This window comes from Janthinobacterium sp. SUN137 (assembly GCF_030587265.1).
GTDB lineage: Bacteria > Pseudomonadota > Gammaproteobacteria > Burkholderiales > Burkholderiaceae_D > Janthinobacterium > Janthinobacterium kumbetense.
This window is the reverse complement of sequence record NZ_JAPWHZ010000001.1, coordinates 346347-360976: the sequence shown is the minus strand read 5'-3', so window position 1 is coordinate 360976 and position 14630 is coordinate 346347. Positions and strand designations below refer to the sequence as shown.

The following is a 14630-nucleotide window of genomic DNA, read 5'->3' as shown; positions in this document are numbered from 1 at the left end:
TACAATGAAGCCGGTAATTGCACTAGTAGGTCGACCCAATGTTGGGAAATCGACTTTATTCAATCGTCTGACCCGCTCGCGCGATGCGCTGGTGGCGGATTTGCCTGGGTTGACGCGCGATCGTCACTATGGCGAAGGCCGTGTCGGCGAACGTCCCTTCCTGGTCATCGATACGGGTGGTTTCGAACCCGTCGCCAAGGAAGGCATCATGCACCAGATGGCACTGCAGACCAAGCAGGCCGTGGCCGAGGCCGACGTGGTGGTATTCATCGTGGACGGCCGTCAAGGCCTGACCCCGCATGACAAGACCATCGTCGACTTCCTGCGCAAGAGCGGCCGCCCGGTCTTGCTGGTGGTCAACAAAAGCGAAGGCATGCGCTACACGGCCGTCGTGTCCGAATTCTATGAATTGGGCATGGGCGATCCGTATGCGATCTCGTCGGCGCACGGCGACGGCGTCAACGACCTCGTCGAAGTGATGCTGGACCTGGCGTTCGCGCAGCGTCCGGATGAGCCTGAAGAGCTGGAAAAGACCGACCGCGGCATCAAGATCGCCCTCGTCGGCCGTCCGAACGTGGGCAAGTCGACCTTGATCAACACCCTGCTGGGCGAAGAGCGCGTGATCGCCTTCGACATGCCGGGCACGACGCGCGATTCGATCGAAATCCCGTTCGAGCGCGATGGCCAGCAATACACCTTGATCGACACGGCTGGTATCCGCCGCCGCGGCAAGGTGTTTGAAGCGATCGAGAAATTCTCGGTGGTGAAAACCCTGCAGTCGATTTCCGAAGCCAACGTGGTCGTGCTGATGCTTGACGCACAGCAAGATATTTCCGAACAGGATGCGCATATCGCCGGCTTTATCCTGGAATCGGGCCGCGCGCTGGTCGTGGCCGTGAATAAATGGGATGGCTTGCAATCGCATCAGCGTGACGAAATCAAGATCGATATCGACCGCAAGCTCGATTTCCTGTCGTTCGCGCAGATGCATTTCATTTCCGCGCTGAAGGGCACCAACATCGGTCCGCTGATGAAATCGCTCAACGCCGCGTATGCAGCCGCCATGTGCGACCTGTCGACGCCGAAGCTGACGCGCGCCCTGATCGAGGCCGTGGAGAAGCAGGAACCGCGCCGCAAGGGCTCGATTCGTCCGAAGCTGCGTTATGCCCACCAGGGCGGCATGAACCCGCCTGTGATCGTCATTCACGGCAATGCGCTCGACGCCGTTGGCGATCCTTACAAACGCTATCTGGAAAAACATTTCCGCGATACGTTTGCGCTGGTCGGCACGCCGCTGCGTATCGAATTGCGCACGGGTAAAAACCCGTTCGCACGCACGCCAAGCAAGTAAAATTAAGTGCATATTAAGGCGCCGCAGAGATAATGCGGCGCCGACAGCCAATTCAATGGCTTTTGCACGGAAATAATAAAGTGTTAATGCGCCATGCGCGACAGCGATCGCGAAAACAGGTTACAGTAGCTATGACGCATCTTTCTTTCTTTGAAAGGTGTGAGAGCACTTGAAATCAAGCGAGTCGCCTCCAATTCTTACACAACAACATAAACAACGGAGCTGTTATGAGCAACAAAGGGCAACTGTTACAAGACCCATTCCTCAATGCATTACGCAAAGAGCATGTTCCTGTCTCGATCTACCTGGTCAATGGCATTAAATTGCAGGGCCATATCGAATCGTTCGATCAATATGTCGTATTGCTGCGCAATACGGTGACACAGATGGTGTACAAGCATGCCATCTCGACAGTGGTGCCGGCCCGTGCCGTCAATCTCAATATTGAATCTGAAGCGGAGTAAAGCGTTGAGCTTGACGGCCCAGCGCCTTTCACCCTCCATCGCCCCCGTCCGCGCCAGCGGCGCTGATGCGTTTGCATCGGCGTCGGCGTCCGCCACAACTCATCAGTTGCCATCATGCGCGCGGCACTAGTCGGGGTTGACTTCGGTCACAGCGACTTCGCCGCCAGCATGGAGGAACTCATGCTGTTGTCGCGTTCGGCTGGCGCCGACCCGATTTCCACCATCACGGCCAAGCGTTCCAGTCCGGATTCCGCGTATTTCGTCGGCAGCGGCAAGGCCGATGAAATTGGCGACGTCGTCGTCAATGATGGCCTGGAAATCGTCATCTTCAACCACGCCCTCTCGCCAGCACAGCAGCGCAATCTGGAAAAGCGCCTGAATGTGCGCGTGCTCGACCGTACCAGCCTGATCCTCGACATCTTCGCGCAGCGCGCCAAGAGCCACGAGGGCAAGCTGCAAGTCGAACTGGCCCAGCTGCAGCATCTGGCCACGCGCCTGATCCGCGGCTGGACCCACCTTGAGCGGCAAAAGGGCGGTATCGGCTTGCGCGGTCCCGGCGAGACGCAGCTCGAGACCGACCGCCGGCTGATCGGCGACCGCGTCAAGGCCTTGCGCGCGCGCCTGGAAAAGCTGCACAAGCAGCGCGAAACGCAGCGCCGCGCGCGCGGCCGCAATCACACATTTTCCGTGTCCCTGGTCGGCTATACCAATGCCGGCAAGTCGACGCTGTTCAATGCCGTGACCAAGGCCGGCGTGTATGTCGCCGACCAGTTGTTCGCCACCCTCGACACCACCTCGCGCCGGGTTTACCTGGGCCAGGAAGTGGGCAACGTGGTGATCTCCGACACGGTCGGCTTCGTGCGCGAATTGCCGCATCAGCTGGTGGCGGCCTTCCGCGCCACGCTCGAAGAAACCATCCATGCCGATTTGCTGCTGCACGTCGTCGACGCCGCGTCGCCGGTGCGCATGGAGCAGATCGAGCAGGTCAACCTGGTCTTGAAAGAGATCGGCGCCGATCACATTCCGCAAATCCTCGTGTGGAACAAGATCGATGCGGCCGGGCTGGAGCCTTCGGTGGAGCGCGATGAATATGCTACGATCAGTCGCGTGTTCGTCAGTGCGCAGAAGGGCAGCGGGCTCGACCTGCTGCGCGATGCGATTGTCGAGATGGCCAGGAAGGCGCCCGGTTCGGCCCACCTGTATCAGAACGATGAAGCACTGCAGGAAGATCAGTTTGACGGTCAGTACGACCAGCACGATGGCGCCGCCCCGGACCAGGACGAAGAGCCTGGCGAGGACGATAGGATTTCCACCCACTCCCAAGTCGGAACACGATAGTTATGCTTGTCTCCCTACTCAAAAAAACAGGCTTGAAGTTGTCCCTGAACGATCCCCGCTGGGGCAATCGCAAGGACGACGGCAAGAAAGCCCAAGAAGGCAAAAAGCCCGGCGAAGGTCCGCCGGACCTCGATCAGTTGTGGCGCGATTTCAATCAGCGCCTGAACGCCTTTTTCGGACAGAAGAACCGTCCCGACAACGGCGGCAATAACAACGGTGGCGGCGGTGGTCCGCGTCCCGACATGAAGGGCGCGGGCATCACCGCCGGCGTGGTCGGCGTGATCGCCGTCTTCATCTGGCTTGCCAGCGGGGCCTTCATCGTGCAAGAGGGCCAGAACGGCGTCGTGCTCACGTTCGGCAAGTACAGCCACACCACGCCGGCCGGTTTCAACTGGCGCTGGCCGTACCCGTTCCAGACCGACGAAACCGTCAACGTGTCGCAGGTGCGCACGGTGGAGGTGGGTTACCGCCAGTCGCTGCGCAACAAGCAGGCCAGCGAATCGCTGATGCTGACGGATGATGAAAACATCATCGACATCCAGTTCGCGGTGCAATACACCTTGAAAGACCCGGTCGCGTGGCTGTTCAACACGCGCGACCAGGAAGACACCCTGCGCCAGGTCGCCGAAACGGCGATCCGCGAAGTGGTCGGCCGCAGCAAGATGGACTTCGTGCTGTACGAAGGCCGCGAAAAGGTGGCGTACGATACGCAGCAGCTGATGCAGCAGATCCTCGACCGCTACAAGGTCGGCGCCGTCATCACCAACGTGACGATGCAGGCCGTGCAGCCGCCGGAGCAGGTGCAAGCCGCCTTCGACGATGCCGTCAAGGCAGGCCAGGACCGCGAACGCCAGAAGAATGAAGGCCAGGCTTACGCCAACGACGTCATTCCAAAAGCCCGCGGCGCCGCATTCCGCCTGATGGAGGAAGCCGCCGCGTACAGCGCGATGGTGACCGAGAACGCCGCCGGTAATGCCTCGCGCTTCAAGCAGGTGCTGGTCGAGTACCAGAAGGCGCCGGTCGTCACGCGCGACCGCATGTACCTCGAGACGATGCAGCAAGTGTTCAGCAGTGCCAGCAAGGTCATGGTCGACGCGAAGACGGGCAGCAATCTGCTGTACCTGCCGCTCGACAAGCTGATCGCCCAGACGGCTGCCACCGACGCTGCCGCTGCCGCCGCCCGTGCTGCCGCGACACCCGCAGCCAACACCGTTTTGCCACAGGAAGCCATGCCGACAGTAGAAGTCAATACGCGCCGCGACAGCCGCTCTTCGCGTGAACGGGAGAGCCGCTAATGAACCGTATCGTAGCCGCTCTGATCGCGGGCTTTATCGCGATCATGCTCTTGTCCTCGACCGTGTTCGTGGTCGACCAGCGTAAGTATGCGGTCGTCTTCGCCCTCGGCGAAGTCAAGGAAGTCATCAGCACGCCGGGCCTGTATTTCAAGCTGCCGCCGCCGTTCCAGAACGTGCTGTACCTGGACAAGCGCATCCTGACCCTGGATACGCCGGAGCCGGAACGCTTCATCACGGCCGAGAAGAAGAACATCCTCGTCGACGCGTATGTGAAATGGCGCATCGCCGACCCGCGCCTGTATTTCCGCAGCTTTGGCGGCGATGAAAAGCCGGCCCGCAACCGCATGTCGCAAATCGTCAAGGCGGCGCTGAATGATGAAATCACCAAGCGCACTGTGCGCGAAGTGATCTCGGGCCAGCGCGGCAAGGTGATGGAAGCGATCCTGGCGAAGGTCTCGGCGGAAGCGAAGGCCATCGGCGTGGAAATCGTCGACGTGCGCCTGAAACGCGTCGACTACGTCGAGCAGATCAACAACTCCGTGTACGAGCGCATGAAGTCCGAGCGCGTGCGCGTGGCCAATGAGCTGCGTTCGACCGGTTCGGCCGACTCCGAGAAAATCCGCGCCGACGCCGACAAGCAGCGCACGGTGATCCTGGCCGAAGCGTATCGCGAAGCCGAGAAGATTCGCGGCGAGGGCGATGCCAAGGCATCGCAGATCTATGCGGAAGCGTTTGGCAAGAATCCGGAGTTCTACAAGTTCTACCGTAGCCTGGAAGCCTACCGCGCCACGTTCAAGGACAAGGGCGACGTGATGGTGGTCGATCCGAGTTCGGAATTCTTCAAGTACTTCAAGGGTGGCGGCGCAGCCGGTTCGGCCAAGAAGTAAGGCAGCATCCAGACTGCACCCGGCCGCGAGGACGGGTGCGGCAGCAGCGGGGCCGGCGTGAATGCCGGCCCCGTTTTTTTGTGCCCGCCACGCTGTTGCGGGAAGGCGTAAAATGCGGTGTTTTTAGGGCTGTGCGGCAGCGTTTCGGACAACTTATCCCTAAAGGCCCGTGTTTTCGCGTAAAATATCAGGTTCGGCCTCTTGCCTGGCGCGCCCGCCGCTGCCTCGCATGATGCATTTTTTCAACTTTCTTCCGTATCTCGCTCCCTCATGCCGAATTGGCTTTTGCCCGAAAATATTGCCGATGTTCTGCCGTCGGAAGCGCGCAAGATCGAAGAGCTGCGCCGCCTCATGCTGGATAATTTCCGTCTGTACGGATATGAACTGGTCATGCCGCCGCTGCTCGAGTATCTGGAATCGCTGATGACTGGCGCTGGCAAGGATACCGACCTGCGCACGTTCAAACTGGTCGACCAGTTGTCGGGCCGCATGCTCGGCCTGCGCGCCGACATGACGACGCAGGTGGCGCGCATCGATGCCCACCTGCTCAACCGTGCCACCGTCACCCGCCTGTGCTACGCCGGCAGCGTGCTGCATACCCGTCCGTCGGGCCTGCACGCCACCCGCGAACCGCTGCAGATCGGCGCCGAGATCTATGGCCACGCCGGCCTGGAAGCGGATGCCGAGATCCAGGAACTGGCGCTCGCTTCGCTGGCACTGGCCGGTTTCGACGCGGTCCGCCTGGATTTGTCGCACGTCGGCCTGTTGCGCGCTATCATTGCGCAAGACGCCGCTGCCGTGCGCGACGAGGCTGCGCTGTACACCCTGCTGCGCGCGAAAGATGCGCCGGGCTTGCGCGCCCTGACGGCCGGCTACGACGCCGTGACGCGCGATGCGCTGCTGGCCTTGCCGAACCTGTATGGCGATATCGACGTGCTGGCGCGTGCGCGCGAAGTGCTGCCGCCACTGCCGGGCGTGCTCAAGGCGCTGGCCGAACTGGCCGCGCTGGCCGGTTCCGCGCTGGGCCGCGCCGAAGTGGCGATCGACCTGGCCGACCTGCGCGGCTACCAATATGAAAGTGGCGCGATGTTTGCGCTGTATGTACCTGGCTTGCCGAACGCGGTTGCGCGCGGCGGCCGTTATGACCACGTCGGCGAAGCGTTCGGCCGGGCTCGTCCCGCGACCGGCTTCTCGCTCGATTTGCGCGAACTGGCGCGCCTGTTGCCGACCGCGGAACGGAAGCATTCGATCCGCGCGCCGTGGGGCAGCGCGCCAGAATTGAAGGAAAAAATCGCCGAGTTGCGCAAGGCGGGCGAGGTCGTGATCCAGAGTATGCCGGGTCACAGTAATGAACAAGACGAGTTCGAGTGCGATCGCGTGCTGGTACTTGCCGATAATGGTAGTAGCTGGATTCTTAAAAACTTAGGTTGAGTGATGTCAAAGAAAATTATGGCAAAGAACGTTGTTGTCATCGGCACCCAATGGGGCGATGAAGGTAAAGGCAAGATCGTCGATTGGTTGACCGATCACGCCCAGGGTGTGGTGCGCTTCCAGGGCGGCCACAATGCAGGCCACACGCTGGTCATCGGCGGCGTGAAAACCGCGCTGCAGCTGATCCCGTCGGGCATCATGCGCCCAGGCGTCGCCTGCTACATCGGTAACGGCGTGGTCGTTTCCGTGCCGGACGTGCTGCGCGAAATCGACAAGCTGGAAGCCGTCGGCGTCGAAGTCGCCTCGCGCCTGAAAGTGTCGGACGCCGCACCGGTGATCCTGCCTTACCACTCGGCACTCGACCTGGCCCGCGAAGCGGCGCGCGGCGCGGCCAAGATCGGCACCACGGGCAAGGGCATCGGCCCGGCCTACGAAGACAAGGTGGCGCGCCGCGCCATCCGCGTCGCCGACTTGCTGAACGAAGCCCGTTTCGCCGAAAAACTGGCGGAAAACCTCGATTATCACAACTTCGTGCTGGAGCACTACCTGAAGGCTCCGCGCATCGATTATCAGAAGACTCTCGACGACGCGCTGGCCTATGTGCCGCGTCTGCGTCCGATGGTCACCGACGTGTCGAGCGCGCTGTACAAGGCGCACAAGGCCGGCGCGAACCTGCTGTTCGAAGGCGCGCAAGGTTCCTTGCTCGACGTCGACCACGGCACCTATCCGTTCGTCACCTCGTCGAACTGCGTGGCCGGCAATGCCGCCGCCGGTTCGGGCGTCGGTCCTGGCATGCTGCACTACATCATGGGCATCACCAAGGCGTACACGACGCGCGTCGGTTCCGGCCCGTTCCCTTCGGAACTGCCAACGGATGCAGGCGTCGGCCACCACCTGGCGCAAGTCGGCCATGAATTCGGCACCGTGACGGGCCGCGCCCGCCGCTGCGGCTGGTTCGACGCCGCTTTGCTGCGCCGCTCCGTGCAGATCAACGGCGTGACGGGCATGTGCCTGACCAAGCTGGACGTGCTGGACGGTATCGAAACCTTGAAACTGTGCACCGGCTACACCATCGACGGCGTGGCCACGGACATCTTCCCATCGGGCGCCGAAGAAGCCGCCCGTTGCGTACCGGTGTACGAAGAGATGCCAGGCTGGACGGAAAGCACGGTCGGCGCCAAATCGCTGGCGGCCCTGCCGGCAACGGCCCGCGCTTACATCAAGCGCATCGAAGAACTGGTCGGCGTACCGGTGGACATGGTTTCGACCGGTCCGGATCGTGAAGAAACGATCGTGCTGCGCCACCCATTCGAGTAAGCTGCTGGACACAATCCGCCGCAAGGCGGATTTTTTTAATCACGCTAATAATAAGATTCCACTATCATGACTACCCCACAATCGAACGATCAACATCTCTGGGTCAACTGGGAAGAATACCACCGCCTGATCGAGCGCCTGGCGCTCAAGGTCTACGAATCGGGCTGGAAATTCGACCAGGTACTGTGCCTGGCGCGCGGCGGCGTGCGTCCCGGCGACGTGTTCTCGCGCATTTTTGATTTGCCGCTGGCCATCCTGTCGACCAGCTCCTACCGCGAAGACGCGGGCACGGTGCGCGGCGACCTCGATATCGCCAAGTACATGACCATGACCAAGGGCCCGCTGGCTGGCCGCATCCTGCTGGTCGACGACCTGGCCGATTCCGGCGTCACCCTGGATAAAGTCACGCGTCACCTGAAGGAAAACTTCCCTGACGTGACCGAAGTCAAATCGGCCGTGATCTGGCTGAAAGGCTGCTCCGTCGTGCGTCCCGACTACTTCCTGGACGAATTGCCGCACAATCCATGGATCCACCAGCCGTTCGAAGACTACGACGGCCTGCGCCCGCACCAGCTGGCGGCGTGGATCAAGAAGGGCGAAGCAGGCAAGTAATTGTGCGTGCACTCTTGCTAAAAAAAGACGATCGTGTATCGTCTTTTTTTTCGTCCAAGGAAATGCCATGACCATCTTGCACACGGCGCGCCTGCGCCTCGAACCCGTCACCGAGAAGCATTACGACGCCATGCACGCCATGAACTCGGATACCGAAGTGATGAGGTACCTCAATGCGGGCCAGCCGGAGACGGAGGAACATACACGTGCCGCTGTTGCCCGCATCATGGGGCGCTGGGCCGAGTGGGGCTATTCGTGGTGGGCCTTGATCCGCACCGAAGACGAGGTGCTGGTAGGGCTGGCCTGCCTGCAGCATATCGGCGGCGACAAGGCGCAGCCGCACGAAATCGGCTGGCGCCTGACGCGGGCCGGCTGGGGCAAGGGCTACGCCAGCGAGGCGGCCAATGCCATCGTCGCGCATGCCTTCGACGTCGTCGGCGCGCCCGAAGTGGTGGCCGTGGCCCACCCGGACAATGCCGCCTCGATCAAGGTCATGACGCGCCTGGGCATGCAGTACGTGGGCATGGAGCGCCACTACGACCTCGATAGCGTCGTGTACCGGCTGGTGCGCCCATGACGGCAAGGCCGAAGCCCTTGAAGCTGGGCTGCAGCTACGGCGTGCGCTTTTCGCCCGATGGCACGCGCCTGGCCGTGCTGGGACGCGACCTGGTCCTGTGGGACGTGGCGGCGCGCCAGAAGCTGTGGCGCGGCAAATTTATCGCGCACATGTCGGACATGGCTTTTTCGCCCGACGGCAGCCGGCTGGCCATCAAGAGTACGACGGGCCAGATGGTTGTGGTGGATGCCCTCGCTGGCCAGTTGCTGCTGAACTTACAGAACAAGAAGGAGGGCGAAGGCTGCGGTCCCGCGTGGTCGCCTTGCGGGCAGTATCTTGCCGACGGCGGCTGGGATGGCCGCCTGCGGGTGCGCGACGCGCAAACGGGCGAGGTGCTCTTCACGCAGGCGCACCCGGGCGAGATGCTGCGCGGCATGTGGGCTATCGATGGCGGACGGCGTTTGCTGCTCCTGCATGGCGTCAAATCGGTGGAAGAGGGGCAAGTGCAGCCGCCCGACTATTGCAGCGTGTGGGACTGGCCGCTGCAGACCGGCGCCGGCCGCGTGGTGCTGTCGCTGCCGAAGCTGGCGTCGTGCGCGCCGTCGCCCGATGGCACGCTCCTGGCAGTGCTGCATTACGCTGACGGCCAAGAGTGTCTGTCCGTGCATGCGCTGGACGACGGCCGCCGGCTGGCCACGGTGGCCGTGGAGGCGGGCGGCGGCACGGGCGACGCCTTGCGCTGGCTGCCCGACGGCGGCGCGCTGGGCCGCATCGGCAAGGGCAAGCTGCTGTTCTACGGCTGGCCGGGACTCGGCGTGCTTGCCGAACACGCCATTGCCTATCCCTGCGCGCTGGACTTCTTGCCTGGCACGCCACTGGCCGCCATCGGCTCCTGGGAGTCCGGCATGCTGACGGATCTGAATCTTCACAAGGAAACCGCATGATTACCTGTTATTTGCGTTACATCATCGACCCATATAAATTGCGGGAATTCGAAGCCTACGGCAAACTGTGGATACCGCTCGTCGAACGCTTCGGCGGCCAGCACCACGGCTATTTTTTGCCATCCGAAGGCGCCAGCAACGTGGCGCTGGCCATGTTTTCGTTCCCCAGCCTGGCCCTGTACGAGCAATACCGCAGCGACTCGATGCAGGACGCCGAATGCCAGGCCGCCTTCCGCTATGCGGAAGAGACGCGCTGCATCGTCAGCTACGAGCGCAGTTTTTTCCGTCCTGTGTTTGCCTGAACAGGGTCAATCGCGCTGCGGTGCGCCCAGGGGGAAGAGGTGGCGGTACGGACGTGCCTCCTCCACCGCGCGGGCGAACGAAGGACGGGCCAGCAGGCGCGCGCGGTAGGCGCGCAGCAGGGGCAGCGTTGCGGGAATCGGCTGCGTCCAGTCCGCATAGAACAGCGCGGGGGCAGCGGCGCAGTCGGCCAGGCTGAAGCGGTCGCCGGCGGCCCACGTCCTGCCGGCCAGGTGCTGTTCCAGCCAGGCGTAGGCCAGGTCCAGCTTTTCGCCGGCAAACGCGCGGCCTTCGCGGGTCTTTGCCGGGTCGCCAGTCAGGGCGGCGCCGACGGCATGCTGCACGGGTGTCATGACGTGCAGGTCGAAGTAGCGGTCGAGAAAACGCACGTCCAGCGCCTGCATCGGGTCGTCCGGCAGCAGGCGCAGCGGACCGGGATGGGCCAGTTGCAGGTATTCGATGATGATGCTGGTCTCGGCGACGTTGCGCTCGCCGTCCACCAGCAGCGGAAACTTGCGCAGTGGCCAGCGCTCGAGCCACTCCTGAAGGTGCTGGGGCATGTCCGGCGCCAGGCAGCGGAAGGCGAACGGGATGGCGTTCTCGTACAGCGCGATGAGTACCTTCTGCGTGTACGAGGAAAAGGGATGGCCGTAGAGGATCAGCGACACGGTGGGAACTCCTGTCATTGTGAAAGGTTGGCAACACGCGCGTGTGCCAACGATAGTGCAATGACAGGATCAATGCAAGCGGTACGCGCCGTTCCCGCTTGCCGCCGTGGCGCGCCCGCCTAGCCGAGGTTCGCCAGGTAGCGCAATCCCGTGATGCTGGGGAAGAAGCAATACACGCCGCCACGTGTGATGACGCTGCGCGAGAAATGCTGCAGTTCGGTATTGCCGCTTCCCTTGGCGCCCACGCCGGGCAAGGTGAAGGAACTGACGGCCGGGTCGTTGATGCCCAGGAACACGTCCTGGCCGCTGATGTTGAACGTGGCATCGCCCGCCTCGGGACCGGCCGGACCGACGGCCGATTTGACGAAGGCATCGTCATTGTTCCATTGCTTCATCAGGAATTCGAACTGATTGCGCAGGCTGGCATTGATGAAATAGCCGACCAGGCCGCGCTGCTCCGCGATGGGGGCTGCCGGATCATATTCGCTGCCGTAGGGCATGGCGCGCCGCACGATGCGGTGGTGGCGGGAGGGAGCGCCCACGACGGCTTCGTCGCGCGGATTGTTGCGCCGGATGTGCGCGCCGATCGGGCATTTCAGGCCCAGCGTGTCATCGAGGTCCGGCTGCGCATCGACATAGTGAAAGCGGTTCAGGCTGGCGTCCGGCAGCACGGGGCCGGCCTCGTCCGGCCTGAGCACGAGCGGATTGCCGTTGCGCCAGCGTCCGCACATCTTGGCGGCCACCATTTCGGTCGTGAGTCCGGAACTGGCCGCGCCCTGGCTCAGGATGCTGTCGAACAGCGGCACGTCCTGCTCCAGGATGCGGAAGGCGGCATAACTGCCATTGGTGGACAGTTGCGGCGGCTGCACCGCGTAGGTGCCGCCGTTTTCATTCGGATAGCCGAGCAGGAATTCCCCCGTCTTCACGCTGTTGAGCGGGTCAGGGTCGTGTTCGCGCTTGCGCTGCGGGGCGCCATCGACGTCCGGCTGGGCGATGCTGTCGCGGTAGCCGAAATGCACGCGGTTGTCTGGCAGGGCCACGCCGTCGTGCGCATACAGTTCGCGCCAGCCGGCGGCAAAGGCGCGGCGTAGTGTGGCCGAGGTCGCCTGCAGCACTTCCGTCGATTCGCTGACCCACAGGCTCAGCAGCGCATGCACCTGGCCATGCTGGGTAGCCGGCCCCAGGTTGCCGAGCCAGTGCTCGGGGGCGCTGTCGCCCACGTCGCCCACGGCAGTGACGCTGGCCGGATCGGCCGCGCCCCGTTGAAATGCCTGGTCAAAGGTGGCGAGGTCGGTCGCGGCAACGCCCAGCGCCGACAGGCCGGGCGCGGTAAAGCTGAGGTTCAGGAAGCAGGGCGGCTTGGGGTGGATGTGCCGCGCGGTGGTAATGGACGGCAAGCCGTCGCTGCCGTCGAGCAGGGCCGCGATGGTGCGCCGTGCCTGCGCCGCATCCGTGATGCTGAAGATGAAATGGCGCGCCAGGTTGACGCGGTAGCCGCGCAGGATCGTGCCTTGCACGTCGTCGTAATCGATGGTGGAATCGGCCATGCTGTCTCCGGGGGCTGGGGTGGTGGCTGGCAGGGTGGTGGGGCCGCTTGCGCAGCCCCGGCGTGGCTTTCGGCTCAGGTTCGGAATGCGGCGATGATTTTCTGGACGGTCTGCGGATAGGCGCTGTACAGGCCGTTATTGGGCACGTGCTGCGCGGCGTCGTTGGCCGTGATGAAGGCTTCAAATGCAGCCACATGGTTGGCCACAGGAATCAGCGCCTTGCCGCCCACGACAAATTGCAGCAGCGCGTCGAATACCTCGCCCAGTTCGCCCACGAAATCTTCGATGTAGTCGTTGAAGTTGCCGTCATACTCGGTGATCACGCCGATGACCAGGCTATCGGAAGTGCCCGCCGATTGAATGTTGGGCAGCAGATTGGGTTGGGAGCGGTCAAGCAGGGTGAAGCGGGCAAAGTGCACGGTACCGATAGTGGTAAGGGCGGCATTGATCTTCGGTTGGTATTCCAGCAATGTTGCGGCGATGGCGGTCGGATTGGTGCCGGGCAGCGCCGGCATCATTAAGCACAGTGGATTTGCCATGGGAGGCTCCTCATTACGTGGTTGTCGGGACGACCGACACTACGCCGCGGCACCTGCTGCGTCAAAAACTATATTTTTGCATATGTTGCTAAATACACACTGTTGCATCATGGTAAATGATGGGAAATGCGGTCTCATGTGGATAGTTGCCGAGCCTGGTCAGCGCTGGCGGGCACTCTACCGCCAGGCTGTTCCGGCCTGTTTCAGGAAGCGCAAGTGGCGCCGCCGGCAAGCCGGCTTCCGTCGCCATTATTTTTGCCGGATGGGGTGCTGACGCTCCCGATTGCCACGCTTCAATCCTCGGCCTGGAATTCGCTGGCCGAGACGAACAGATCCCACGAGGCGATGAACAGGGCCGCCACCACGGGGCCGATGACAAAGCCGTTCAGGCCGAACAGGGCCATGCCGCCCACGGTCGACAGCAGCACCACGTAGTCGGGCATCTTGGTGTCCTTGCCCACCAAAACGGGGCGCAGCACGTTGTCGACCAGGCCGATGACGAAGACGCCGAAGGCGGCCAGGCCCGCGCCTTGCCAGATGGCGCCCGTGGCCAGGAAGTAGACGGCAACGGGGGCCCAGACGAGGGCGGCGCCGACGGCCGGCAGCAGCGACAGGAAGGCCATCAGCACGGCCCACAGCAGGGGCGCGGGCACGTCGAGGAACCAGAATGCCAGGCCGCCGAGGGCGCCCTGGGCAATCGCCACGAGGATGTTGCCCTTCACCGTGGCGCGGATCACCGTGGTGAAATTGGTGAACAGGCGTTGCTTGTATTTGCGGCTCAGCGGCACGGCACCCTTGATGCGGGCCGACAGGGCCGAGCCATCGCGCATCAGGAAAAACAGCAGGTACAGCATGATGCACAGGCTGGTGAGGAATTCGAAGGTGTACAGGCCCACATTGATGGCTTTCACCGCCACCACCTGGCTCACCTGCGTGGCGCCCTCGGCCAGCTTGTCCTGCAGGCTGGCCAGGCTGGTCAGGTTGAAGCGGTCGAGCAAGTTGATCAGCCATTGCGGCAGCACCGCCATGATCTTATCGAAGAACATGGCGACCGTGATTTCACCCGAACGTACCATTTCCACGACGCTGGCCGCCTGGTTCACCAGCGACACGGAAATGAGCGACAGCGGCAGGATCACGATGACGATGATCAACAGCAAGGTGAGCAGCGACGCCACGCCGGCGCGGCCCCTGGTTTTTCGCAGCAGCCAGCGGTACACGGGCGCGAACAGGATCGCCAGGACGACGCCCCAGAAGATGGCGCCCGCATAGGGCGCCAGTATCCAGCCGAAGCCGATGGTGACGACGCTCAGGAGGAGCAAGAACACTTTCTGGTGCAGCGTGAGGGTAGGCATGGGCGGCGGCGCAATGATCGGGGTTG

At 62.7% G+C, this 14630-nt stretch carries 15 protein-coding genes; 11 read left to right on the top strand and 4 right to left on the bottom strand.

Annotated elements, in window-relative coordinates; genetic code table 11:
- The first annotated feature begins 4 nt into the window (after nt 1–4).
- The 11 genes from der (at nt 5) to O3298_RS01710 (ending at nt 10497) form a co-directional block, all read left to right on the top strand.
- Complete coding sequence (gene der, locus O3298_RS01760; RefSeq protein ID WP_070221915.1) at nt 5–1351, top strand: ribosome biogenesis GTPase Der; 1347 nt, start codon at nt 5–7, stop codon at nt 1349–1351.
- Nucleotides 1352–1578: 227 nt separating this feature from the next.
- Nucleotides 1579–1815, top strand: a complete 237-nt coding sequence (hfq, locus tag O3298_RS01755; protein ID WP_008450615.1) for an RNA chaperone Hfq — start codon at nt 1579–1581, stop codon at nt 1813–1815.
- 114 nt (nt 1816–1929) lie between these two features.
- Entirely contained in the window at nt 1930–3153 is a 1224-nt protein-coding gene (gene hflX / locus O3298_RS01750; RefSeq protein ID WP_099667090.1) for a GTPase HflX, read from the top strand.
- A 2-nt stretch (nt 3154–3155) separates the two neighbouring features.
- Nucleotides 3156–4448 carry an FtsH protease activity modulator HflK gene (gene hflK, locus O3298_RS01745; protein WP_070254060.1) on the top strand — a complete coding sequence of 431 codons (1293 nt, stop codon included), beginning with the start codon at nt 3156–3158 and terminating at the stop codon, nt 4446–4448.
- The gene (gene hflC, locus O3298_RS01740; RefSeq protein ID WP_034752023.1) at nt 4448–5335 is read left to right on the top strand and encodes a protease modulator HflC; all 888 of its coding nucleotides are present in this window, start codon (nt 4448–4450) and stop codon (nt 5333–5335) included. Before hflK ends, hflC begins: the two co-directional genes overlap by 1 nt.
- 270 nt (nt 5336–5605) lie before the next feature.
- The gene (locus O3298_RS01735; protein WP_099667092.1) at nt 5606–6766 is read left to right on the top strand and encodes an ATP phosphoribosyltransferase regulatory subunit; all 1161 of its coding nucleotides are present in this window, start codon (nt 5606–5608) and stop codon (nt 6764–6766) included.
- A 3-nt stretch (nt 6767–6769) separates the two neighbouring features.
- Nucleotides 6770–8083, top strand: a complete 1314-nt coding sequence (locus tag O3298_RS01730) for an adenylosuccinate synthase (RefSeq protein WP_086147765.1) — start codon at nt 6770–6772, stop codon at nt 8081–8083.
- A gap of 66 nt (nt 8084–8149) precedes the next feature.
- Nucleotides 8150–8695: a phosphoribosyltransferase gene (locus O3298_RS01725; protein ID WP_034752020.1), complete on the top strand. Its 546-nt coding sequence runs from the start codon at nt 8150–8152 to the stop codon at nt 8693–8695.
- A gap of 67 nt (nt 8696–8762) precedes the next feature.
- Nucleotides 8763–9272 carry a GNAT family N-acetyltransferase gene (locus O3298_RS01720; protein WP_305058379.1) on the top strand — a complete coding sequence of 170 codons (510 nt, stop codon included), beginning with the start codon at nt 8763–8765 and terminating at the stop codon, nt 9270–9272.
- A complete protein-coding gene (locus O3298_RS01715; protein WP_305058378.1) occupies nt 9269–10195 on the top strand; it encodes a WD40 repeat domain-containing protein in 927 nt (308 codons plus the stop codon). The genes O3298_RS01720 and O3298_RS01715 overlap by 4 nt, the downstream gene beginning before the upstream one ends.
- The gene (locus tag O3298_RS01710; protein WP_034752016.1) at nt 10192–10497 is read left to right on the top strand and encodes an NIPSNAP family protein; all 306 of its coding nucleotides are present in this window, start codon (nt 10192–10194) and stop codon (nt 10495–10497) included. The genes O3298_RS01715 and O3298_RS01710 overlap by 4 nt, the downstream gene beginning before the upstream one ends.
- 6 nt (nt 10498–10503) lie before the next feature.
- On the opposite strand, the gene O3298_RS01705 is transcribed toward O3298_RS01710, so the two are convergent.
- The 4 genes from O3298_RS01705 to O3298_RS01690 all read right to left on the bottom strand — a co-directional run bounded on the left by O3298_RS01705 (nt 10504) and on the right by O3298_RS01690 (nt 14604).
- Nucleotides 10504–11163 carry a glutathione S-transferase family protein gene (locus O3298_RS01705; protein ID WP_305058377.1) on the bottom strand — a complete coding sequence of 220 codons (660 nt, stop codon included), beginning with the start codon at nt 11161–11163 and terminating at the stop codon, nt 10504–10506.
- Between the two features lie 119 nt (nt 11164–11282).
- Nucleotides 11283–12710 carry a hypothetical protein gene (locus O3298_RS01700; RefSeq protein WP_305058376.1) on the bottom strand — a complete coding sequence of 476 codons (1428 nt, stop codon included), beginning with the start codon at nt 12708–12710 and terminating at the stop codon, nt 11283–11285.
- A 74-nt stretch (nt 12711–12784) separates the two neighbouring features.
- On the bottom strand, nt 12785–13249 hold the full coding sequence (locus tag O3298_RS01695; RefSeq protein WP_143451500.1) for a hypothetical protein: 465 nt from the start codon (nt 13247–13249) through the stop codon (nt 12785–12787).
- Nucleotides 13250–13542: 293 nt separating this feature from the next.
- On the bottom strand, nt 13543–14604 hold the full coding sequence (locus O3298_RS01690) for an AI-2E family transporter (protein WP_099667099.1): 1062 nt from the start codon (nt 14602–14604) through the stop codon (nt 13543–13545).
- Between the last annotated feature and the right edge of the window lie 26 nt (nt 14605–14630).

Bases quoted from the DNA above. Each gene is read 5' to 3' on its own strand.
- hflK (WP_070254060.1), top strand. From the start codon at position 3,156: ATGCTTGTCTCCCTACTCAAAAAAACAGGCTTGAAGTTGTCCCTGAAC.
- O3298_RS01700 (WP_305058376.1), bottom strand. From the start codon at position 12,710: ATGGCCGATTCCACCATCGATTACGACGACGTGCAAGGCACGATCCTG.
- O3298_RS01710 (WP_034752016.1), top strand. From the start codon at position 10,192: ATGATTACCTGTTATTTGCGTTACATCATCGACCCATATAAATTGCGG.
- O3298_RS01715 (WP_305058378.1), top strand. From the start codon at position 9,269: ATGACGGCAAGGCCGAAGCCCTTGAAGCTGGGCTGCAGCTACGGCGTG.
- O3298_RS01735 (WP_099667092.1), top strand. From the start codon at position 5,606: ATGCCGAATTGGCTTTTGCCCGAAAATATTGCCGATGTTCTGCCGTCG.
- hflX (WP_099667090.1), top strand. From the start codon at position 1,930: ATGCGCGCGGCACTAGTCGGGGTTGACTTCGGTCACAGCGACTTCGCC.
- O3298_RS01725 (WP_034752020.1), top strand. From the start codon at position 8,150: ATGACTACCCCACAATCGAACGATCAACATCTCTGGGTCAACTGGGAA.
- O3298_RS01730 (WP_086147765.1), top strand. From the start codon at position 6,770: ATGTCAAAGAAAATTATGGCAAAGAACGTTGTTGTCATCGGCACCCAA.
- der (WP_070221915.1), top strand. From the start codon at position 5: ATGAAGCCGGTAATTGCACTAGTAGGTCGACCCAATGTTGGGAAATCG.
- hfq (WP_008450615.1), top strand. From the start codon at position 1,579: ATGAGCAACAAAGGGCAACTGTTACAAGACCCATTCCTCAATGCATTA.
- O3298_RS01695 (WP_143451500.1), bottom strand. From the start codon at position 13,249: ATGGCAAATCCACTGTGCTTAATGATGCCGGCGCTGCCCGGCACCAAT.
- hflC (WP_034752023.1), top strand. From the start codon at position 4,448: ATGAACCGTATCGTAGCCGCTCTGATCGCGGGCTTTATCGCGATCATG.
- O3298_RS01690 (WP_099667099.1), bottom strand. From the start codon at position 14,604: ATGCCTACCCTCACGCTGCACCAGAAAGTGTTCTTGCTCCTCCTGAGC.
- O3298_RS01720 (WP_305058379.1), top strand. From the start codon at position 8,763: ATGACCATCTTGCACACGGCGCGCCTGCGCCTCGAACCCGTCACCGAG.